Origin of the sequence: Bacillus sp. JNUCC-22 (genome assembly GCF_018861275.1) — a bacterium.
GTDB lineage: Bacteria > Bacillota > Bacilli > Bacillales > Bacillaceae > Bacillus > Bacillus velezensis.
Genome location: NZ_CP076408.1, coordinates 1,650,953 through 1,674,043 on the forward strand (window position 1 = coordinate 1,650,953; position 23,091 = coordinate 1,674,043).

The 23,091-nt window shown below is 46.6% G+C and carries 20 protein-coding genes; all 20 read left to right on the forward strand.

Annotated features, from left to right (window positions below; translation table 11 throughout):
• Positions 1-77 precede the first annotated feature (77 nt).
• Positions 78-860, forward strand: a complete 783-nt coding sequence (locus JNUCC22_RS08350; RefSeq protein ID WP_007611457.1) for an undecaprenyl pyrophosphate synthase — start codon at positions 78-80, stop codon at positions 858-860.
• A 3-nt stretch (positions 861-863) separates the two neighbouring features.
• Positions 864-1,661: a phosphatidate cytidylyltransferase gene (locus JNUCC22_RS08355; RefSeq protein ID WP_007409796.1), complete on the forward strand. Its 798-nt coding sequence runs from the start codon at positions 864-866 to the stop codon at positions 1,659-1,661.
• A 55-nt stretch (positions 1,662-1,716) separates the two neighbouring features.
• A complete protein-coding gene (dxr, locus tag JNUCC22_RS08360) occupies positions 1,717-2,868 on the forward strand; it encodes a 1-deoxy-D-xylulose-5-phosphate reductoisomerase (protein WP_216062258.1) in 1,152 nt (383 codons plus the stop codon).
• 6 nt (positions 2,869-2,874) lie between these two features.
• Positions 2,875-4,143: an RIP metalloprotease RseP gene (gene rseP / locus JNUCC22_RS08365; protein ID WP_007611459.1), complete on the forward strand. Its 1,269-nt coding sequence runs from the start codon at positions 2,875-2,877 to the stop codon at positions 4,141-4,143.
• 31 nt (positions 4,144-4,174) lie between these two features.
• Complete coding sequence (gene proS, locus JNUCC22_RS08370; RefSeq protein WP_061861463.1) at positions 4,175-5,869, forward strand: proline--tRNA ligase; 1,695 nt, start codon at positions 4,175-4,177, stop codon at positions 5,867-5,869.
• Between the two features lie 111 nt (positions 5,870-5,980).
• Positions 5,981-10,294 carry a PolC-type DNA polymerase III gene (locus JNUCC22_RS08375; RefSeq protein WP_032866048.1) on the forward strand — a complete coding sequence of 1,438 codons (4,314 nt, stop codon included), beginning with the start codon at positions 5,981-5,983 and terminating at the stop codon, positions 10,292-10,294.
• Positions 10,295-10,533: 239 nt separating this feature from the next.
• Positions 10,534-11,004, forward strand: coding sequence for a ribosome maturation factor RimP (gene rimP / locus JNUCC22_RS08380; RefSeq protein WP_007409801.1), 471 nt, complete (start codon positions 10,534-10,536; stop codon positions 11,002-11,004).
• Between the two features lie 39 nt (positions 11,005-11,043).
• Complete coding sequence (gene nusA / locus JNUCC22_RS08385; protein WP_003154195.1) at positions 11,044-12,165, forward strand: transcription termination factor NusA; 1,122 nt, start codon at positions 11,044-11,046, stop codon at positions 12,163-12,165.
• A 13-nt stretch (positions 12,166-12,178) separates the two neighbouring features.
• On the forward strand, positions 12,179-12,454 hold the full coding sequence (rulR, locus tag JNUCC22_RS08390; protein ID WP_003154193.1) for a glucose-induced regulator RulR: 276 nt from the start codon (positions 12,179-12,181) through the stop codon (positions 12,452-12,454).
• 1 nt (position 12,455) lies between these two features.
• The gene (locus tag JNUCC22_RS08395) at positions 12,456-12,758 is read left to right on the forward strand and encodes a YlxQ family RNA-binding protein (protein WP_003154192.1); all 303 of its coding nucleotides are present in this window, start codon (positions 12,456-12,458) and stop codon (positions 12,756-12,758) included.
• 19 nt (positions 12,759-12,777) lie between these two features.
• The gene (gene infB / locus JNUCC22_RS08400) at positions 12,778-14,928 is read left to right on the forward strand and encodes a translation initiation factor IF-2 (protein ID WP_015417484.1); all 2,151 of its coding nucleotides are present in this window, start codon (positions 12,778-12,780) and stop codon (positions 14,926-14,928) included.
• Complete coding sequence (locus JNUCC22_RS08405) at positions 14,925-15,203, forward strand: DUF503 domain-containing protein (protein WP_003154188.1); 279 nt, start codon at positions 14,925-14,927, stop codon at positions 15,201-15,203. The genes infB and JNUCC22_RS08405 overlap by 4 nt, the downstream gene beginning before the upstream one ends.
• Before the next feature lie 16 nt (positions 15,204-15,219).
• The gene (gene rbfA, locus JNUCC22_RS08410) at positions 15,220-15,573 is read left to right on the forward strand and encodes a 30S ribosome-binding factor RbfA (protein WP_003154185.1); all 354 of its coding nucleotides are present in this window, start codon (positions 15,220-15,222) and stop codon (positions 15,571-15,573) included.
• 84 nt (positions 15,574-15,657) lie between these two features.
• Complete coding sequence (truB, locus tag JNUCC22_RS08415; RefSeq protein ID WP_017417788.1) at positions 15,658-16,587, forward strand: tRNA pseudouridine(55) synthase TruB; 930 nt, start codon at positions 15,658-15,660, stop codon at positions 16,585-16,587.
• Between the two features lie 19 nt (positions 16,588-16,606).
• A complete protein-coding gene (gene ribF / locus JNUCC22_RS08420; protein ID WP_007409804.1) occupies positions 16,607-17,548 on the forward strand; it encodes a bifunctional riboflavin kinase/FAD synthetase in 942 nt (313 codons plus the stop codon).
• 165 nt (positions 17,549-17,713) lie between these two features.
• Positions 17,714-17,983 (forward strand): 30S ribosomal protein S15, encoded by a 270-nt coding sequence (rpsO, locus tag JNUCC22_RS08425; RefSeq protein WP_003154182.1) that lies wholly within the window; start codon positions 17,714-17,716, stop codon positions 17,981-17,983.
• 173 nt (positions 17,984-18,156) lie between these two features.
• On the forward strand, positions 18,157-20,280 hold the full coding sequence (gene pnp / locus JNUCC22_RS08430; protein ID WP_007611468.1) for a polyribonucleotide nucleotidyltransferase: 2,124 nt from the start codon (positions 18,157-18,159) through the stop codon (positions 20,278-20,280).
• 112 nt (positions 20,281-20,392) lie between these two features.
• Positions 20,393-21,352 (forward strand): polysaccharide deacetylase family protein, encoded by a 960-nt coding sequence (locus JNUCC22_RS08435; RefSeq protein ID WP_012117569.1) that lies wholly within the window; start codon positions 20,393-20,395, stop codon positions 21,350-21,352.
• Positions 21,353-21,392: 40 nt separating this feature from the next.
• The gene (locus tag JNUCC22_RS08440) at positions 21,393-22,628 is read left to right on the forward strand and encodes a M16 family metallopeptidase (RefSeq protein WP_012117570.1); all 1,236 of its coding nucleotides are present in this window, start codon (positions 21,393-21,395) and stop codon (positions 22,626-22,628) included.
• Positions 22,629-22,706: 78 nt separating this feature from the next.
• The gene (locus tag JNUCC22_RS08445) at positions 22,707-22,964 is read left to right on the forward strand and encodes a YlmC/YmxH family sporulation protein (RefSeq protein WP_003154176.1); all 258 of its coding nucleotides are present in this window, start codon (positions 22,707-22,709) and stop codon (positions 22,962-22,964) included.
• Positions 22,965-23,091: the final 127 nt, after the last annotated feature.

The window sequence follows — 23,091 nt, forward strand, 5'->3', positions numbered from 1 at the left end:
CAGGGGGTTTTTTTGTTAATACTGTTGATTACATTGATCATCAGCAACGCAACCTTTTTGGGTGACGGAGGAATCTCATGCTCAACATACTCAAAAATTGGAAGAATCAGCAGAATGCGGCTTCCAACTTAGAACGGTATACAAAAGAAGACATACTGAAGGGTGAAATTCCCGCACACATTGCCATTATTATGGACGGAAACGGACGCTGGGCGAAGAAGCGCTCACTCCCTCGGATTGCAGGACATCATGAAGGAATGAAAGTGGTAAAAAGGGTGACAAAGCTCGCAAGTCAGCTCGGCGTTAAAGTTCTGACTCTTTATGCGTTTTCAACGGAGAACTGGAAGCGCCCGAAGATGGAAGTCGACTTTTTGATGAAGCTTCCGGAAGAGTTCCTGAATACGTATCTTCCTGAATTAATAGAGGAAAATGTACAGGTGAAAATTATCGGAGATGAATCCGCGCTCCCTTCTCATACGTACAGGGCGATTGAGAAGGCCGTAAAAGATACAGAACAAAATGACGGGCTGATTCTCAATTTCGCTTTGAACTACGGCGGACGCACGGAAATCGTCAATGCGGCAAAAGCACTGGCTGAACAGGTGAAAAGCGGCACGCTGAATATCGAAGACATTGATGAAGCGCTCTTTTCCGGGCATTTAATGACAGAATCAATCCAGGACCCGGAGCTGCTCATCAGAACGAGCGGAGAAATCAGATTGAGCAACTTTATGCTTTGGCAGGTGGCTTACAGTGAATTTGTTTTTACAGATGTCCTGTGGCCCGATTTTAAAGAAGATCACTTTCTGCAGGCAGTGGGAGAATTTCAACAGCGGGGCCGGAGGTTTGGCGGAATTTAGAGGATGGTGGAAATGAAACAAAGATTGTTAACGGGTGTTCTGGCAGCGGCACTATTTTTATTTTTGGTTATTTTCGGAGGATTGCCGTTCACCGTATTTGTTTACGTGATGGGAAGTATAGCGCTTTTTGAGCTTTTGCGGATGAAAAAGCTCAGATTTTTTTCTTTTCCGGGTCTGATCAGCCTCTTGTTGTTATGGCTGTATATGATGCCGGACAAGTATCATTTTTTCGATGCGAAAATGGAAGTAACGATTTTCGCCGTATTGATTCTGCTCAGCTATACGGTGCTCGTGAAAAACACTTTTACGTTTGACGAAGTCGGGTTTATCGTTCTCGCGACGGTATATATCGGACTGTGTTTTCATTATTTTATTGAAATCAGAAACATTGAAACAAACGGGCTTTTGTATATCTTTTATGCCTGCGTTGTCATATGGTCAACGGACTCAGGCGCATATTTCGTCGGAAAGTCGCTCGGGAAGCGGAAGCTGTGGCCCGAAATCAGTCCCAACAAAACGGTGGAAGGGTTTCTCGGCGGTATTGTCATCGCCCTTATTTTTACGGCTGTTTTTCAGCTGTTTGCGCACCTTCCGATTTCATACCCGGTTCTTTTGGTCATCACGCTTGTTCTGTCTGTATTCGGACAGATCGGGGATTTGGTTGAATCAGCGCTTAAGCGGCACTATGATGTGAAGGATTCGGGAAAAATCCTTCCCGGGCACGGGGGCATTTTAGATCGATTTGACAGCTTTTTGTTTGTCATGCCGTTCTTATACTTTCTGCTTGCGCTTTTTTCATGAGAAAGGCTAATATGAAAATAAGACCGATCTGGACGCATAGAATGGGAGTGGCATTTTGAAGAATATTTGTCTTTTAGGAGCAACAGGATCAATAGGCGAGCAGACGTTAGACGTATTGCGCATGCATCAAGATCAGTTCCGTCTCGTCTCGATGACTTTCGGTAAAAACGCCGAGAAAGCGATCCCGTTGATCAGAACGTTTCAGCCGAAATATGTAGCAGTCGGCGACATGGATACATATCAAAAAGTGAAAGAAGCGACTTTTTCTCATGAATGTCAAATCGGCATCGGAGAAGAAGGCCTGATTGAAGCGGCAGTCATGGACGAAGTGGATATCGTGGTCAATGCGCTGCTTGGAAGCGTCGGTTTAATCCCGACTTTGAAAGCGATTGAACAGAAAAAAACAATTGCGCTTGCAAATAAGGAAACTCTCGTCACTGCCGGGCATATAGTGAAAGGACACGCAAAACGATACGGTGTTCCTCTTCTTCCGGTCGACAGCGAACATTCCGCTATTTTCCAGGCGCTGCAAGGCGAACAGAGCAAAAATATCGAGCGCCTGATCATTACGGCATCCGGCGGCAGTTTCAGAGATAAAACGCGGCAGGAGCTTGAGTCTGTAACGATTGCCGACGCCCTTAACCACCCGAACTGGTCGATGGGCGCAAAAATTACGATTGACTCGGCTACAATGATGAATAAAGGACTTGAAGTCATTGAGGCGCATTGGCTGTTTGACATTCCGTATGAACAGATTGACGTTGTATTACATAAGGAGAGCATCATTCATTCGATGGTTGAATTTCACGACAGAAGCGTCATCGCCCAGCTCGGAAATCCGGACATGAGGGTGCCGATTCAATATGCGCTGACATATCCGGACCGTCTGCCTCTGCCTGAAACAAAAAGGCTTGAATTATGGGAGATCGGAAGCCTCCATTTTGCGAAAGCTGACTTTGAAAGGTTCCGCTGCTTACAATTTGCCTTTGAATCAGGTAAAATAGGGGGAACGATGCCGACGGTTTTAAATGCGGCCAACGAAGAAGCCGTTGCCGCTTTTCTTGCCGGACGGATTTCATTCTTATCGATTGAGGACCTGATTGAAAAAGCATTGGACCGCCACAGCGTAATTCAGGATCCGAGTCTTGCGGATATCCAAGAAGTGGACAAAGACACCCGGGGATACGTTAATTCAATACTCACATAAGGTGGTATGTTCGTGAATACAGTTATCGCGTTTATTATTATTTTCGGAACGCTCGTTTTTTTCCATGAGCTCGGGCATTTATTGCTCGCCCAAAGAGCGGGAATCCTTTGCCGTGAATTTGCGATCGGCTTCGGCCCTAAAATCTTTTCATTTAAAAAGAATGAAACCGTGTATACGATCAGACTCCTTCCGGTCGGCGGGTTCGTCCGCATGGCCGGTGAAGACCCGGAGATGATCGAAGTCAAACCCGGTTATACCGTCGGGCTTCTTTTTAATAAAGATGACGAAGTGGAAAAAGTCATCATTAATCAAAAGGAAAAATATCCCGACGCTTTAATTATCGAGGTGGAGACGGCTGATCTTGAGCACGAAATGAAGATTACCGGGTACGAGCAGGGGAAAGAAGATGAACTGGCGGGCTTTACTGTCAGTCAGACCTCTTTTTTTATCGTAGACGGAGAAGAAGTGCAGATTGCGCCTTACAATCGACAATTCGGGTCTAAACCCGTATGGAAGCGGATTAAGGCGATTGCTGCCGGTCCGATAATGAACTTCATCTTAGCGTATGTCATTCTCGTCATGCTTGGATTCATTCAAGGCGTGCCTTCGAATCAGCCTGAGCTCGGGAAGCTGACAGACAATGGACGCGCAGCGGCTGCCGGTTTAAAAGAAGGCGACTATATCCAGAGCATTAACGGTGAAAAAATGAGGTCATGGACCGACATCGTGACAGCGGTAAAAGAAAATCCCGGAAAAAAAATCGATGTCGCCGTCAAACGGGACGGCAAATCGTTTCATATCTCGGTTACACCTGAAGCTGTAAAAGATGAAAATAAAAAAACAATCGGCCGCTTCGGCTCTTATGCGCCGACTGAAAAAGGCGCGCTTGCAGCGATTGCCTACGGCGCGACATCTACCGTTGATGTCACAAAAGCGATCCTGACCAATCTGAGCAAACTTGTGACAGGCCAGTTTAAGCTTGATATGCTTTCGGGTCCTGTCGGCATTTATGATATGACGGATCAAGTTGCAAAAACCGGTATTATCAACCTATTCCAGTTTGCGGCGTTTTTAAGCATCAACCTGGGAATTGTCAACCTGCTGCCGATACCGGCGCTTGACGGCGGGCGGCTGCTGTTTTTATTCATTGAAGCAATCCGCGGCAAGCCGATAAACCGTGACAAGGAAGCATTTGTCGTATTTATCGGCGTAGCTTTCTTAATGCTTCTTATGCTGGTTGTCACATGGAACGATATCCAGCGTTTATTCTTATAATTGACTAGTAAAAAATCAGAGGTGCGAAGACATGAGACAAAGTTTGACGCTTATTCCGACCCTGAGAGAAGTGCCGGCTGATGCTGAAGCAAAAAGCCATAAGCTTCTGCTGAGAGCGGGATTTATCAGACAAAATACGAGCGGGGTTTACAGCTACATGCCCCTGGCTTACAGGGTCATTCAAAACATTCAGAAGATCGTGCGTGAAGAAATGGAAAAAATCAACGCGGTGGAAATGCTGATGCCGGCCCTTCAGCAGGCTGAAACATGGCAGGAATCAGGCAGGTGGTATACGTACGGGCCTGAATTAATGCGTCTGAAAGACCGCCACGGCCGTGAATTTGCTTTAGGCGCGACGCATGAAGAAGTCATTACTTCTCTCGTGCGCGATGAGGTGAAATCTTATAAGCGTCTGCCGCTCACTCTTTACCAGATCCAGTCTAAATTCAGAGATGAAAAACGCCCGCGTTTCGGCTTATTGCGCGGACGCGAATTCATCATGAAAGATGCGTATTCTTTCCATGCTTCTGAAGAAAGTCTGGAGGAAACATACCAAAACATGTACGGCGCATACAGCAGCATTTTCGCACGCTGTGAATTAAACGTCCGTCCCGTTATTGCCGACTCGGGCGCGATGGGCGGAAAAGACACGCATGAATTTATGGCTCTTTCTGAAATAGGGGAAGATACCATCGCTTATTCCGATGGATCCTCTTACGCAGCCAATACGGAAATGGCGGAAGTTGTCATGAACAGCGAGCCGTCAGATGAAACCCCCGAGGCATTGGAGAAAATTGATACGCCTAATGTCAAAAGCATTGAAGAGCTCGCTTCGTTCTTGCAGATCGAGCCGAGCGCCTGCATCAAATCAATGCTGTTTAAAGCTGATGACCGATTTGTTCTCGTGTTAGTAAGAGGCGATCATGAGGTCAATGACGTGAAAGTGAAAAACCTTCTGAACACGGAAGTGGTTGAGCTTGCGTCTCATGAAGAAGTAGCAGAGAAACTTGGCACGGAGCCGGGATTTGCGGGGCCGATCGGCGCTGCCGGCGACATTGAGATTTATGCCGACCAAGCCGTGAAAGTAATGGTAAACGCCGTTAGCGGCGCGAATGAAAAAGACCGTCATTACCGAAACGTAAACATCGAACGTGACGCGTCAGTAAAAGCATATGCCGATCTTCGAATCATTCAGGAAGGCGATCCGTCACCTGACGGAAAAGGCACGATCCGTTTCGCTGAAGGGATTGAGGTCGGACAAGTCTTTAAACTCGGCACGCGTTACTCTGAAGCGATGAATGCGACATACCTTGATGAAAACGGGCGTGCGCAGCCGATGCTGATGGGATGTTACGGAATCGGCGTGTCCAGAACGCTTTCAGCCATCGCTGAACAGCATCACGACGAAAAAGGCTTGATCTGGCCGAAAAGCGTTGCTCCGTATGATCTTCATATTTTGGCACTGAATATGAAAAACGAAGCGCAAAAAGAGCTTGCTGAACAGCTTTACGGCAAATTCCAGGCGGAAGGTTATGAGGTATTATACGATGACCGTGCTGAACGCGCAGGCGTGAAGTTTGCTGATTCTGATCTGATCGGCCTTCCGATCCGCATCACTGTCGGAAAACGTGCCGACGAAGGCATCGTAGAAGTGAAAATCCGCAAAACCGGTGAATCTGCCGAAGTTTCAGTGGATGAGCTTTCTGAATTTATCAAGACGAAGTAATCACCATAACGAATCATACAAAATCATGTTAAAATAGAGAAAAAAGAAGGTACCTCATCACCTGCGGAGGTACCTTCACTTATGATGTTTTAAGGGAGGGATACTGTCTGAATGGAACAGTTATCAGTAAACAGAAGACAGTTTCAGATTCTTCTGCAGCAGCTTAATATGACAGATGATACCTTCATGACATACTTTGAAGACGGAGAGATTGATAAACTGACAATCCATAAAGCAGAAAAAGCCTGGCATTTCCAATTTCGCTTTAAGGCTCTTCTGCCGTATCAAATATATGATTCATTCATGATGAGGTTAACACAATCGTTTGCTCACATCGCCCGTGTCACATCGTCTGTTCAGGTCATTGATCCTACAGTGACAGAGGAGCTTGTACAGGATTATTGGACACGCTGTATTGAAGAGCTTGAAGGAACCTCGCCGCCGATGGTGGCTCTTTTGAATCAGCAGAAGCCGAAGCTCAAAGGAAACAAACTGATCGTGAAAACAAAAACAGATACAGAAGCATCTGCGCTCAAAAACAAATACTTCGCGCTGATTCAGCACAGCTATCGCCAATTCGGCTTTCCGGAACTGCAGCTGGATACCGAAATTTTCATATCTGACCAAGAAGTCCAGAAATTCCGCGAGCAAAAGCTTGCTGAAGATCAGGAGCGGGCGATGCAGGCGCTTATCGAGATGGAGAAGAAGGAAAAAGAGGGCGATGAGGATCAGGCACCGTCCGGACCGCTTGTCATCGGCTATCAAATTAAAGAGAACGAAGAAATCCGGACGCTTGACAGCATCATGGATGAAGAAAGAAGAATTACGGTGCAGGGGTTTGTGTTTGATGCTGAAACACGCGAGCTGAAAAGCGGACGCACGCTCTGCATTTTCAAAATCACGGACTATACAAACAGCATTTTAGTAAAAATGTTCGCCAGAGAAAAAGAAGACGCCGCTTTGATGAAAACGCTGAAAAAAGGCATGTGGGTGAAGGCGCGGGGAAGCATTCAAAACGATACATTCGTCAGAGACCTCGTCATGATTGCAAATGACGTGAATGAAATAAAAGCGAAAACCCGTGAAGACACCGCTCCTGAAGGCGAAAAACGGGTTGAGCTTCATCTGCATTCTCCGATGAGCCAAATGGATGCTGTAACGGGCATCGGAAAGCTTGTCGAACAGGCGAAAAAATGGGGACATGAAGCGATTGCGTTAACTGATCATGCCGTTGTGCAGTCTTTCCCGGATGCCTATTCCGCCGCGAAAAAACACGGCATTAAAATGATTTACGGAATGGAAGCCAATATCGTAGATGACGGCGTTCCGATCGCATACAATCCAGCTCACCGTCTCCTGGAAGAAGACACATACGTTGTCTTTGACGTTGAAACGACAGGTCTGTCCGCAGTGTATGACACCATCATTGAGCTTGCCGCAGTCAAAATAAGAGGCGGAGAAATCATCGATAAATTCGAAGCATTCGCCAATCCGCACCATCCGCTGTCAGCAACGACGATAGAGCTTACCGGGATTACTGACGACATGGTCCGCGACGCTCCCGATGTCGTTGATGTCGTCCGGGATTTTAAAGAATGGATCGGCGATGACGTGCTTGTGGCTCATAACGCCAGCTTTGATATGGGATTTTTAAATGTAGCGTACAAGCGTCTTTTGAAAACGGAAAAAGCGAAAAATCCGGTCATTGATACGCTGGAACTCGCGCGTTTCCTGTATCCTGAGTTTAAAAATCACCGCTTAAATACGTTATGTAAGAAGTTTGATATCGAATTAACCCAGCATCACCGAGCGGTTTTTGACGCTGAAGCAACGGGCTACCTGCTGTTGAAAATGCTCAAAGATGCCGCTGAAAAAGACATTTTTTATCATGATCAGCTGAATGAGAATATGGGACAATCCAATGCTTATCAGAGATCAAGGCCTTATCACGCTACATTGCTTGCCGTAAATGAGACCGGCCTTAAAAATCTGTTTAAGCTCGTGTCCATTTCTCATATTCAATATTTCTACAGAGTGCCGCGCATTCCGAGGTCGCAGCTTAATAAATACAGAGAAGGTCTGTTAATCGGCTCTGCCTGTGACAGGGGTGAGGTCTTTGAAGGCATGATGCAAAAATCTCCTGAAGAGGTTGAAGATATCGCATCCTTCTATGATTATCTTGAAGTGCAGCCGCCGGAAGTATACAGACACCTTCTGCAGCTTGAGCTCGTCCGGGATGAAAAAGCGCTGAAAGAAATCATCGCCAACATTACGAAGCTCGGAGAAAAATTGAATAAGCCGGTCGTGGCTACGGGAAATGTCCACTATTTAAACGATGAGGATAAAATTTACCGGAAGATCTTAATATCTTCCCAAGGCGGCGCCAACCCGTTAAACAGACACGAACTGCCTAAAGTGCACTTCAGAACGACAGATGAAATGCTGGAGGCTTTCTCCTTCCTCGGTGCGGAAAAAGCGAAAGAAATCGTGGTTGACAATACGCAGAAAGTCGCTTCGATGATCAATGAGATCAAACCAATCAAAGACGATCTGTACACGCCGAAAATTGACGGGGCTGATGAAGAAATCCGTGAAATGAGCTATCAGCGCGCCAGAAGCATTTACGGTGAAGAGCTTCCCGAAATTGTGGAAGCGAGAATAGAAAAAGAATTAAAAAGTATCATCGGCCATGGGTTCGCCGTTATTTATCTCATCTCTCATAAGCTTGTAAAACGGTCTCTGGATGACGGTTATCTCGTCGGCTCCCGGGGGTCCGTCGGTTCATCGCTTGTGGCGACCTTAACGGAAATCACTGAAGTGAACCCGCTCGCTCCGCACTACGTGTGCCCGAGCTGCCGATATTCCGAATTCTTTAATGACGGATCAGTCGGTTCCGGTTTTGACCTGCCGGATAAAAGCTGCCCGTCTTGCGGCACCCCTTTGAAAAAGGACGGACATGATATCCCGTTTGAAACGTTCTTAGGCTTTAAAGGTGACAAAGTACCCGATATCGATTTGAACTTCTCAGGTGAGTATCAGCCGCATGCCCATAACTACACGAAAGTATTGTTCGGTGAAGATAACGTGTATCGCGCGGGAACGATCGGCACCGTCGCGGAAAAGACGGCTTACGGATATGTGAAAGGCTATGCGGGCGATCACAACCTGCACATGCGCGGCGCGGAGATCGACCGTCTGGTGCAAGGCTGCACCGGCGTTAAGAGAACGACCGGCCAGCACCCGGGGGGGATTATCGTTGTCCCGGATTACATGGATATTTACGATTTTTCACCGATACAATTCCCGGCAGATGCGACGGGGTCTGAATGGAAAACGACTCATTTTGACTTCCACTCCATTCATGACAACCTGCTGAAGCTTGATATATTGGGGCACGATGATCCGACCGTCATCCGGATGCTCCAGGATTTAAGCGGAATTGATCCGAAGACGATTCCGACAGATGATCCGGAAGTTATGAAGATTTTCCAAGGCACAGAATCGCTCGGCGTTACTGAAGAGCAGATCGGCTGTAAAACGGGGACGCTCGGCATTCCTGAATTCGGGACGCGATTTGTGCGGCAGATGCTTGAGGATACGAAGCCGACGACGTTCTCCGAGCTTGTCCAGATTTCCGGGCTTTCTCACGGAACGGACGTATGGCTCGGCAATGCGCAGGAACTGATACACAACAATACGTGTGAACTGAGCGAAGTGATCGGCTGCCGTGATGACATTATGGTTTACTTGATCTATCAGGGCCTTGAGCCTTCACTGGCCTTTAAAATCATGGAATTCGTCCGTAAAGGCAAAGGCCTGACGCCGGAATGGGAAGAAGAAATGAAAAAGAACAATGTGCCGAACTGGTATATTGATTCATGCAAAAAAATCAAATACATGTTCCCGAAAGCCCACGCCGCCGCATACGTGCTGATGGCGGTGCGGATTGCATACTTTAAAGTGCATCACGCGCTTTTATATTATGCTGCGTATTTTACCGTCCGCGCAGATGACTTTGACATTGATACAATGATTAAAGGCTCGACTGCCATCAGAGCGGTGATGGATGATATCAGCTCTAAAGGGCTTGATGCTTCGCCGAAGGAGAAAAACCTCCTTACCGTGTTAGAGCTTGCGCTTGAAATGTGTGAGCGCGGCTATTCCTTCCAGAAGGTCGATCTATACCGTTCGAGCGCTTCGGAATTTATCATTGACGGCAACAGTCTCATCCCGCCGTTCAACTCAATTCCGGGACTCGGAACCAACGCCGCTCTCAATATTGTGAAAGCGCGGAAGGAAGGGGAGTTCCTTTCAAAAGAGGATCTTCAAAAACGCGGAAAAGTGTCAAAAACCATTTTAGAGTATTTAGACCGTCACGGCTGTCTTGAGTCGCTTCCGGACCAAAATCAGCTGTCTCTGTTTTAAGCTTTGTGCACAGCCTCCGAGCGGAGTTTGATTTGCATTAAATATATGGTTATGGTATAGTTTTATTGGAAATGCTAACGATTACCGAGGCAAAGAGTGGGGAAACCCGCTCTTTTGTATTGAACAGGCAATTTTGCCTCGACATGTCCATCGTTTTCTCAATGCCCCTGCTCTTTTGAAGCAGGGTTTTTATGCAGAGGAACGGCTGATATGATATCGACAGCACAAGGAGGAAAAACATGAGCAAAAAAGTGACTGATACCGTTCAAGAAATGGCTCAGCCCATACTGGATGACCTTCAGCTTGAACTCGTAGACATTGAATTTGTCAAAGAGGGTCAAAACTGGTTCCTTCGCGTGTTTATTGATTCCGAGAACGGTGTTGATATTGAGGAGTGCGCCAAAGTCAGCGAAGCGTTAAGCGAAAAGCTGGATGAGGCCGATCCGATCACCCAGAACTACTTTCTTGAAGTATCTTCTCCTGGAGCCGAGCGTCCATTAAAGAAAAAAGCCGACTTCGAAAAATCACTGGGCAAAAATGTGTACATGAAAACGTACGAACCGATTGACGGTTTAAAAGTGTTTGAAGGCAAATTGGCTGAATTCGATGGACAAACTGTTACAATAGAGATGACGGTCAAAACAAGAAAGAAACGGGTCAATATTCCGTATGAAAAAATAGCTAACGCAAGATTAGCTGTAACATTTTAATGAATGAAGTATTAGTGTTTAAGGGGGGAGACCGCTAACATGAGCAGTGAACTATTAGATGCTCTCACTATTCTTGAAAAAGAAAAAGGCATCAGTAAAGACATTATCATCGAAGCAATTGAAGCTGCCTTAATTTCCGCGTATAAGCGAAATTTTAACCAGGCGCAAAACGTACGGGTCGATCTGAACCGTGAGACGGGCACGATCCGCGTGTTCGCAAGAAAGGATGTCGTAGACGAGGTATACGATTCAAGACTTGAAATCTCGCTTGACGACGCCCAGCACATCCATCCGAACTACCTTGTCGGAGATGTCGTTGAAATAGAAGTAACGCCGAAAGACTTCGGCCGCATTGCTGCGCAGACGGCGAAACAAGTGGTGACGCAGCGTGTCCGTGAAGCTGAGCGCGGCGTGATTTACTCAGAATTTATCGATCGTGAAGAAGACATCATGACGGGAATTGTACAGCGCTTAGACAGCAAGTTTATTTACGTGTCTCTCGGCAAGATTGAAGCGCTGCTGCCCGTCAATGAACAAATGCCGAATGAGAGCTATAAACCGCACGATCGGATTAAAGTATTTATCACAAAGGTCGAAAAAACGACAAAAGGGCCTCAGATCTATGTATCAAGAACGCATCCTGGTCTGTTGAAGCGTCTTTTTGAAATCGAAGTGCCGGAAATTTATGACGGAACGGTCGAACTGAAATCCGTTGCCAGAGAAGCGGGCGACCGCTCTAAAATCTCCGTCCGCACTGATGACCCTGACGTTGATCCGGTCGGTTCATGCGTCGGTCCTAAAGGCCAGCGCGTGCAGGCGATTGTCAATGAACTGAAGGGCGAAAAAATTGATATCGTCAACTGGTCTGATGATCCGGTTGAATTTGTTGCCAATGCGCTCAGCCCGTCTAAAGTGCTGGATGTCATCGTCAGCGAAGAAGAAAAAGCCACGACTGTCATCGTTCCTGATTACCAGCTTTCTCTGGCAATCGGAAAAAGAGGGCAAAACGCCCGCTTAGCTGCGAAACTGACAGGCTGGAAAATCGATATCAAAAGTGAAACGGATGCAAGAGACCTTGGCATCTATCCGAGAGAGCATGAAGAAGATGACGATTTAGAGCCGCTCTTTATGGAGCCTGAAACAGCCGAATCGGATGAATAAGAGGTGACTTTAGGTGAATAAGCGAAAAAAAATTCCTCTGCGCAAATGCGTGGTAACGGGGGAAATGAAGCCTAAAAAGGAACTGATCCGAATTGTCCGTTCTAAAGAAGGAGAGATTTCAGTCGATCCGACCGGAAAGAAGAACGGGCGGGGTGCCTATATCACCCTTGAGAAAGAATGCATCTTAGCTGCGAAAAAGAAAAACACATTGCAAAATCAATTTCAATCACAAATCGATGACCAGATTTTCGAAGAATTGCTGGAACTGGCGGAAAAGGTGAAAAAATAACATGTCTGGAATGGAATGGTTTCCCTTGCTGGGTCTGGCCAATCGAGCTCGTAAGGTCGTGTCGGGCGAGGACTTGGTTATAAAAGAAATTAGAAATGCGCGTGCAAAACTTGTTCTGCTGACAGAAGATGCATCTGCGAATACTGCAAAAAAAGTATCCGATAAATGCAATTATTATAAAGTGCCTTATAAAAAAGTCGAAAGCCGCGCGGATCTCGGCCGCTCTATCGGCAAGGAATCACGTGTCGTTGTCGCCGTCACTGACCAAGGTTTTGCGAATAAGCTGATCAGCTTGCTCGATTAATATTTTTGGGGGTGAACGAATGGCTAAAATGAGAGTTTACGAATATGCAAAAGCCATCAATGTTTCAAGCAAGGAAATTTTGACTGCGCTGAAAAACATGGATATAGTAGTAAATAACCATATGGCAATGCTTGAAGAAAAGACCATTAAGCAGCTTGATGCGAAATTTAAAAAAGGCGGCGCCGGCGTTACATCTCAGAAGCCTGCGGAAACGAACAAAAACAAGCCGCAAGGGATTAATCAGCAGCCTGCTGGGAATCAACCAAACAAAATTCGAGACGGAAAGAAGAATGACGTGCAGAATAATCAATTTAACAAAAACAAGAAGAATAACAACAATAACAAAAACAAAAACAAACGCAATCATAACAACAAAAATCAGTATCAGCAAAAACCGCTGAAGCCGAAAAAAGAGCTTCCTGAGAAAATTACGTTTTCCGGCTCTTTAACAGTCGGAGCTTTAGCCGAGGAACTGGGCAAAGAGCCGTCTGAACTCATTAAAAAACTGATGCTTCTGGGCGTAATGGCTACCATTAACCAGGAGCTTGACAAAGACACAATCGAACTGATCGCATCTGAATACGGTGTAGAAACAGAAGAAGTGATTGTGCTTGAAGAAACTGAGCTTGAAAAATATGAAGAGGCTGACAAAGAAGAAGATCTTCAAATCCGTCCGCCTGTCGTGACGATCATGGGCCACGTTGACCACGGGAAAACGACCCTGCTTGACAGCATCAGAAAAACAAAAGTTGTTGAAGGTGAAGCCGGCGGAATCACCCAGCATATCGGGGCTTACCAGATCGAAGAAAACGGCAAAAAAATCACGTTCTTAGATACTCCGGGACACGCGGCGTTCACAACAATGCGTGCGCGCGGTGCGGAAGTAACTGATATTACCATTTTAGTCGTAGCGGCTGATGACGGCGTTATGCCGCAGACAGTCGAAGCCATCAACCATGCGAAAGCGGCTGAGGTTCCGATTATCGTTGCCGTGAATAAAGTGGATAAAGAAAGCGCGAACCCTGACCGTGTCATGCAGGAGCTGACTGAATACGGACTCGTTCCTGAAGCATGGGGAGGAGAAACGATTTTCGTTCCTCTGTCCGCTCTTACAGGCAAGGGAATTGACGAGCTTGTCGAAATGATTCTGCTTGTCAGTGAAGTGGAAGAGCTGAAAGCCAATCCGAACCGTCAGGCAAAAGGAACGGTTATTGAAGCTGAGCTCGATAAAGGAAGAGGGTCTGTCGCGACACTTCTCGTTCAAACGGGAACATTGAATGTCGGAGATCCGATCGTTGTCGGAAATACATTCGGCCGCGTGCGGGCCATGGTCAATGATCTCGGCCGCCGCGTGAAAACAGCCGGACCGTCCACACCTGTAGAAATTACTGGCTTAAACGACGTACCGCAGGCTGGCGATCAATTCCTCGTCTTTAAAGACGAAAAAACAGCCCGTTCTGTCGGTGAAGCACGCGCTTCCAAGCAACTGGAAGAACAGCGCAGCGACAAAGCGAAGCTGAGCCTCGATGATCTGTTTGAACAAATTAAACAAGGCGATGTCAAAGACATCAATTTAATCGTAAAAGCTGACGTTCAAGGTTCAGCCGAAGCGTTAACAGCCGCTCTCCAAAAAATTGAAGTAGAAGGCGTAAAAGTGAAAATCATTCACACAGGCGTCGGTGCGATTACGGAATCAGACATCATTCTCGCATCTGCTTCAAATGCAATCGTTATCGGGTTTAATGTGCGCCCAGACGGAAATGCTAAGAGCACGGCTGAAGCTGAAAATGTAGATATCCGTCTTCACCGTATCATTTACAAAGTCATCGAAGAAATTGAAGCGGCGATGAAAGGAATGCTTGATCCTGAATACGAAGAAAAAGTCATCGGCCAGGTTGAAGTGCGCCAAACATTCAAAGTGTCGAAAATCGGCACGATTGCCGGCGGATATGTAACAGACGGCCACATTACACGTGACAGCGGACTCCGCCTGATCCGTGACGGCGTGGTCATCTTCGAAGGGGAAGTAGACGTTCTGAAACGCTTCAAAGATGATGTGAAAGAAGTTTCACAAGGATATGAATGTGGTATTACAATTAAGAAATACAATGACATTCGCGAAGGCGACATCCTTGAAGCGTATGTCATGCAGGAAATCGAAAGAAAGTGATCGGATTTGCGGAATGTGAATGCATCATTTATGATGCGGGATCATTAAAGGAGAAACGAGCCGTTCTGAAGCGGATTATAACGAGGGTTCAGAATAAGTTCAACGTGTCGGCCGCAGAAATCGGCTATCAGGACACTTGGCAGCGGACCAGCTTCGGAATCGCCGTCGTCTCCTCCTCTCACGTTCAGGCGGAAAAGGAGATCCAGCGTGTACTCGCGTTTATTGACTCCTTTCCCGAAATAGAACGGACGATCACTAGAACAGAGTGGTTTTAACTTAGAGGTGATTGAATTGAGTATGAGAGCAAACCGTGTCGGCGAGCAGATGAAAAAAGAGCTCGGGGATATTATCAGCCGAAAGCTGAAAGACCCGAGAATCGGATTTCTCACTGTAACAGACGTACGTGTTTCAGGTGATTTACAAATAGCGAAGGTGTATATCTCCGTTCTCGGCGGAGAGAAAAAGAAAGAGGAGGCGCTGAAAGGGCTTGAGAAAGCGAAAGGATTTATCCGTTCCGAAATCGGCAGCCGAATCAGACTCCGCAAAACGCCTGAGCTTGAATTTGAATTTGATGAATCAATTGAGTACGGCAACCGTATTGAAACATTGATTCACGAACTGCATTCAGATAAACCGTCTGAATAACAAGGAAAGAGGATGGGCGAGTGTCGTCTGTCCTCTTTTCTGCGTTTTACGGGATACAATTGATAACAAAGGAGCGAAAGACATATGGTTAACGGAGTTCTCCTTTTACATAAACCGGTCGGCATGACTTCTCACGACTGTGTAATGAAAATAAGAAAACTGTTAAAAACAAAGAAAGTCGGACATACGGGAACGCTTGATCCGGAAGTGTCAGGCGTACTGCCGATCTGTGTCGGACGGGCCACAAAGATTGTTGAGTACGTCACCGACAAGTCAAAAACGTACGATGCTGAGATCACTCTCGGCTTCTCCACATCGACCGAAGACCAGACTGGAGAAACGGTCAGCGTAAAACCTGTCAAGGAGCCGCTGAAAGAAGCGGATATCAAAGCCGTTTTAGACGAACTGAAGGGACCGCAGGAGCAAGTGCCGCCGATGTATTCCGCTGTAAAGGTCAACGGGAAAAAGCTCTATGAATACGCCAGAGCCGGTATTGAAGTGGAGCGGCCGAAGCGGAATATCACGATTGAAGATATCGCGCTCACTTCCCCTGTCACTTATAAAGAAGACACAGCATCATTCCGCTTTACAGTCACGTGCTCAAAGGGCACTTACGTGAGAACATTGGCGGTGACAATCGGTGAAAAACTCGGCTATCCCGCGCATATGTCGCATCTCATCCGCACCGCTTCCGGCGATTTCAGCCTTGATGAGTGTTTCACGTTTGAGGAACTTGAACAGCAGGTTTCAGACGGAACGGTTGCAGAGCATGCCGTGCCGATTGAAAGAGCGCTCAATCATTTGCCGAAATGGGTCATAAGTGATACATTAGCTAAGAAAGCTGAAAACGGGTCAGTGTTTGACATCCCGGCGGAATTTTCTGCAATGACAGCTGACGCCCGTATAGCGGTCTGTACTGAAGACGGAGAATGTGTGGCCATTTATATGCCGCATCCTTCAAAAAAAGGACTGCTGAAACCGGCTAAAGTGCTCATGCAAAAAAGCGAACAATAAGAAAAAAGGTGACCGTTCTGTGAAGACGATACATATTTCTCATCCGCATCATTTACAAAAAGAAGAGCAGCCGGCGTCTGTCATGGCGCTCGGCTACTTTGACGGCGTTCATTTGGGACACCGGAAAGTAATCGGAACAGCCAGACAAATAGCCGAAGAAAAAGGCCTGTCGCTGGCCGTTATGACGTTTCATCCCCACCCTTCCCATGTGTTGGGCAGGGACAAAGAGCCAAAGGATCTGATTACGCCGCTTGAAGATAAAATCAGCCAGATCGGGCGTTTAGGCGCTGATGTGCTGTATGTCGTAAAGTTTGATGAAGCGTTTGCGTCTCTGTCTCCAAAACAGTTTGCCGAGGAGTATATTTTAGGGTTAAACGCGCGGCACGCTGTGGGAGGCTTCGATTTTACGTACGGAAAATACGGAAAAGGCACGATGGAGACGCTGCCGGACGATTTAAACGGCAAGGCCGGATGCACGACTGTCGAGAAACAGACCGAGCAGGACAGAAAGATCAGCTCCACTTATATCCGGTCAGCGCTACAGGATGGTGACGTTGAACTTGCGCACACCCTTCTCGGCCAGCCGTATTTTGTCCGGGGCACTGTGATTCACGGAGACAAAAGAGGCCGCACCATCGGTTTTCCGACCGCGAATGTCGGCCTGCACAACAGTTATATCGTGCCGCCGACAGGCGTGTATGCAGTGAAAGCCGAAATAAAAGGCGAGGTGTATGAAGGCGTCTGCAACATCGGCTACAAACCGACCTTTTATGAAAAGCGTCCCGATCAGCCGTCAATTGAAGTACATTTGTTTAATTTTCAACAGGATGTATACGGAGAAGACGTTAAAATCGAGTGGTACAAACGAATCCGAAGCGAACGGAAGTTTAACGGCATCGATGAACTGACGGCTCAGATCGGGAAAGACAAACAAGAAGCGATCCGTTTTTTCAGCAAATAACGGAAAAAACATCAAAAGTACACAAATTTTCTTCTAAAAGATTTGCATATGGGCGCGATTTTTAGTATCATATGTTTCGTAGTCTTAAAACCATTGCTTGGCAATCCGAAGTCACCGACGGTTGCTAGGTAACTGGGGCTAATTATGATATGGAGGTGAAACAGGATGGCAATTACTCAAGAGCGTAAAAATCAACTCATCAGTGAGTTCAAAACACACGAATCTGATACTGGATCTCCAGAAGTTCAGATCGCTATCCTAACAGACTCAATTAACAACTTGAACGAGCATTTGCGTACTCACAAGAAAGATCACCACTCACGTCGCGGTCTTCTTAAAATGGTAGGTAAACGTCGTAATCTTCTTACGTATCTGCGTAATAAAGACGTAACTCGTTACCGTGAGTTAATTAACAAACTAGGCTTACGTCGATAATCGTAAAAAGCGGGAGGATTCCCGCTTTTTTATCGTATTAAAGCGAAAAAAATAATGATAAAAAACAATGAAATCCTTTTACATACTACTTTGACATTGATATGTTCAATTCATTTCGTTCATAATAGGAGTAATTGATTATTTCACACATTAAGAGAGGAGCTCGTAATCGAATGGGACAAGAGAAACATGTCTTTACCATAGATTGGGCCGGCAGACAGCTTACAGTAGAAGCCGGCCAGCTTGCCAAACAGGCAAACGGCGCTGTCATGGTCCGCTACGGCGATACTGCAGTGCTCAGCACAGCAACCGCATCAAAAGAACCGAAACCGCTAGATTTTTTCCCGCTTACCGTTAACTATGAAGAAAGATTATATGCAGTAGGTAAAATTCCGGGCGGTTTTATTAAAAGAGAAGGCCGTCCAAGTGAAAAGGCCGTTTTAGCCAGCCGTCTGATTGACCGTCCGATCCGCCCGCTTTTCGCAGACGGATTCCGCAACGAAGTACAGGTCATCAGCATTGTCATGAGTGTTGATCAGGACTGCTCATCTGAAATGGCTGCAATGTTCGGTTCATCACTCGCTCTTTGCGTTTCCGATATCCCGTTTGAAGGCCCGATCGCGGGTGTGACGGTAGGCCGCATTGACGGGAAATTCGTCATCAATCCGACGGTTGACCAGCTTGAAAAAAGTGATATCAACCTCATCGTTGCAGGCACAAAAGACGCCATCAACATGGTGGAAGCCGGAGCGGATGAAGTTCCTGAAGAAATCATGCTTGAGGCGATTATGTTCGGTCACGAAGAAATTAAGCGCCTGATCGCATTCCAAGAAGAAATCGTCGCGGCAGTCGGCAAAGAGAAAACGGAAATCGAACTGTATGAAATTGACGAAGAGCTCAGCGAAAAAGTAAAAAGCCTTGCGGAGCCGGATCTTCTCAGCGCCATTCAGGTTCACGAAAAACATGCTCGCGAAGACGCGATCAATGAAGTGAAAAATGCAGTTGTCGCGAAATTCGAAGAAGAAGAGCATGATGAAGATACGATTAAAAAAGTGAAACAGACACTGTCTAAACTCGTGAAAAACGAAGTGCGCCGTTTGATCACAGAAGAAAAAGTCCGTCCGGACGGCCGCGGCGTTGATCAAATCCGCCCGCTTTCTTCAGAAGTCGGCCTTCTGCCGAGAACGCACGGCTCCGGGCTGTTTACGCGAGGACAGACGCAGGCGCTCAGCGTTTGTACATTAGGCGCCCTTGGGGACGTTCAGATTCTTGACGGTTTAGGCGTGGAAGAATCAAAACGCTTTATGCATCATTATAACTTCCCGCAGTTCAGCGTAGGGGAGACAGGCCCGATGCGCGGACCGGGACGCCGTGAGATCGGTCACGGTGCTCTTGGAGAGCGTGCGCTTGAGCCGGTCATTCCGAATGAAAAAGACTTCCCGTATACGGTCCGTCTCGTATCCGAAGTGCTTGAATCAAACGGTTCCACTTCACAGGCCAGCATTTGCGCGAGCACGCTTGCCATGATGGACGCAGGTGTTCCGATTAAAGCCCCTGTTGCGGGTATCGCGATGGGACTTGTGAAATCAGGCGAGTACTATACGGTATTAACGGATATTCAAGGGATGGAAGACGCCCTCGGTGACATGGACTTTAAAGTAGCCGGCACGGAAAAAGGCGTGACAGCGCTGCAAATGGACATTAAAATTGAAGGCCTTTCAAGAGAAATTCTTGAAGAAGCGCTTCAGCAGGCGAAAAAAGGAAGAATGGAAATCTTGAACAGCATGCTCAGCACGCTTGGTGAATCAAGAAAAGAACTTTCTCAATATGCGCCGAAAATTTTAACGATGAACATTAATCCGGATAAAATCCGTGACGTTATCGGACCGAGCGGTAAACAAATCAACAAAATCATTGAAGATACCGGTGTTAAAATTGACATTGAACAAGACGGCACCATCTTTATTTCTTCTACTGATGAAAGCAGCAACCAAAAAGCGAAAAAAATCATCGAAGATCTTGTCAGAGAAGTCGAAGTCGGCCAGCTTTACCTCGGTAAAGTCAAACGGATTGAGAAATTCGGCGCTTTCGTTGAAATCTTCAGCGGAAAAGACGGTCTCGTTCACATCTCTGAACTAGCGCTCGAACGGGTCGGCAAGGTTGAGGATGTTGTGAAAATCGGTGACGAAATCCTTGTGAAGGTAACTGAAATTGACAAACAGGGACGAGTGAATCTGTCGCGTAAAGCAGTGCTGCGCGAAGAGAAAGAAAAAGAACAGGAACAACAACAATCTTAAATGAAAACCTAACAAGGAGCCTGGGAGACCCGGCTTCTTTATTTTGAGAAAGACAACAGACGGGTTCTACCTTGTCCTCCTCATACATAATGTGTGGTGAGGGGGGAAGGACATGTTGAAAAAATTCGTGCCGTTTGCCGTTTTTTTATTTCTTTTTTTTGTTTCGTTTGAAATGTTAAAAAATCCGTATACAGTTGATTACATAGACGCAATGAAAAAAGACGCTGTAACTGTGTCAGCATCAAAAGATCCGCTCTATGAAGAATTACTGCAAAAAGCGTCAGAGTATGAAGTGAAGCCGCAAGACGCGCGGATTGATAAAATATGGAAGAGCATACCGGGATATAACGGTTTAAAAGTCAATGTGGAAAAATCCTATAAACAAATGAAAAAGGACGGAGAATTTCACGAAGACGGCCTTGTCTATGAGCAGGTAAAACCGAAAGTCCATCTTGATTCTCTCGCGCCCGAACCCATTTATAAAGGAAATCCCGACAAACCAATGGTCGCTTTCCTGATAAATGTCGCCTGGGGAAATGAATACGTGGAGCAAATGCTGCCTATTCTGAAGCAGCACCAGGTCAAAGCAACTTTCTTTCTTGAAGGGAAATGGCTGAAAAACAATCAGGAACTGGGGAAAAAAATAGCGGCAGACGGACATGAAATCGGAAATCATTCATACAATCACCCTGATATGAGCAAACTGACTTCAGGAAGCATTTCCGAACAGCTTGACAAAACCAATGCACAAATCAGCGAGACGCTCGGCATAAAGCCGAAATGGTTTGCGCCGCCAAGCGGCAGCTTCAGAAAAGCGGTGGTCGATCTTGCGGCGGAAAAAGGAATGGGCACCATCATGTGGACCGTTGACACCATTGACTGGCAAAAACCGTCTCCGGCTGTTTTACAAACAAGGGTGTTGAGCAAAATACATAACGGAGCCATGATTTTAATGCATCCGACTGATCCGACTGCGAAAAGCCTGGATACACTGATTGCAAAAATCAAAGAAAAAGGCTACGCGCTCGGCTCAGTGTCTGACTTAATGGATGAAAACAGGCTGATGAAGTAGCAGGCGGCAGTTGCCTGTCTTTTGAATAGGAGGAACAGACTTGATAAAACGCTATACATGCCAAAACGGTGTAAGAGTTGTGCTTGAAAATAATCCAACGGTGCGGTCTGTGGCAATCGGCGTCTGGATCGGGACGGGATCACGTCATGAAACGCCGGATACAAACGGTATTTCGCACTTTCTTGAGCATATGTTTTTTAAAGGAACAAATACCAGGTCCGCACGTGAAATCGCAGAATCCTTCGATCGGATAGGCGGCCAAGTGAATGCCTTCACTTCAAAAGAATATACGTGCTATTACGCCAAAGTGCTGGATGAGCATGCAAACTACGCACTTGATGTGCTGGCTGATATGTTCTTTCATTCTGCTTTTGACGAAGATGAGCTCAAAAAAGAAAAGAACGTCGTATATGAAGAAATCAAAATGTATGAAGACGCGCCGGATGACATTGTCCACGATCTGCTGAGCAAAGCGACATACGGCAATCATTCGCTCGGCTACCCGATTCTCGGGACGGAGGAAACGCTTTCGTCATTTAACGGCGATTCTCTCAGACAGCATATGGATGACTTTTACACGCCGGACCGCGTCGTCATTTCTGTCGCCGGAAATGTAACGGAACAATTCATTAAAGACGTGGAGAAATGGTTCGGTACATACGAAGCGAAGGGCAAAGCAAGCGGCATCAGCGAGCCTGAGTTTCATTATGAAAAGCTGACCAGAAAAAAAGACACCGAACAGGCGCATCTCTGTCTCGGTTTCAAAGGCCTGAAAGTCGGAGATCCGGACATTTACGATTTGATCGTCTTAAACAACGTGCTGGGCGGAAGCATGAGCAGCCGTCTTTTCCAGGATGTGCGCGAAGATAAAGGACTGGCCTATTCTGTATACAGCTATCACAGTTCCTATGAAGACAGCGGTATGCTGACGATTTACGGAGGCACCGGCGCGAATCAGCTCGGACTTCTGTCTGAAACCATTCAGGAAACGTTATCGGTTCTAAAACGTGACGGTATCACCCCGAAAGAGCTGGAAAACAGCAAAGAGCAAATGAAGGGGAGCTTAATGCTCAGCTTAGAGAGCACAAACAGCAAAATGAGCCGGAACGGGAAAAACGAACTCCTGCTCGGAAAGCATAAGACCATGGATGAAATTATCACTGAATTAAATGCGGTCAGCCTGGAAAGCGTCAACGGCCTCAGCCGCCGCTTATTTACGGATGATTACGCACTATCGCTCATCAGCCCGACCGGCAATATGCCGGCCTCGTCTTAATCGGAAAAGCAGTCTGCCTCTATACGGGGCAGGCATTTTTTTTTGCTCCGGGTCATATAGTACAAGGGGGTGGCTATCATGAGGCTCAGTGAACTTTCAGGTAAAGAAATTGTGGACATTAAACGGGCAGAGCGGCTCGGCGTGCTCGGCCAGACCGATTTGGAAATTAATGAACAGGACGGACAAATTACCGCGCTGTTGATACCGACGGTAAAATGGTTCGGATTGCGAAAACAAGGCCACGACATCCGCGTCCCCTGGAATCATATCCAAAAAATCGGATCAGACATGATCATTTTAGACGTTCCGGGGGAGATCACGCCTCCCGAAGAGTAGATCTTATTCATTTTTTGCAAGCACCGGCTCATACAGCCGGTGCTTTTTTCATGAAAAAGACGCTGTACATTCACCGCCCTTTCTCTTTGCACATACGATGAAGAGGAGGATGACACTTAAAAGATCC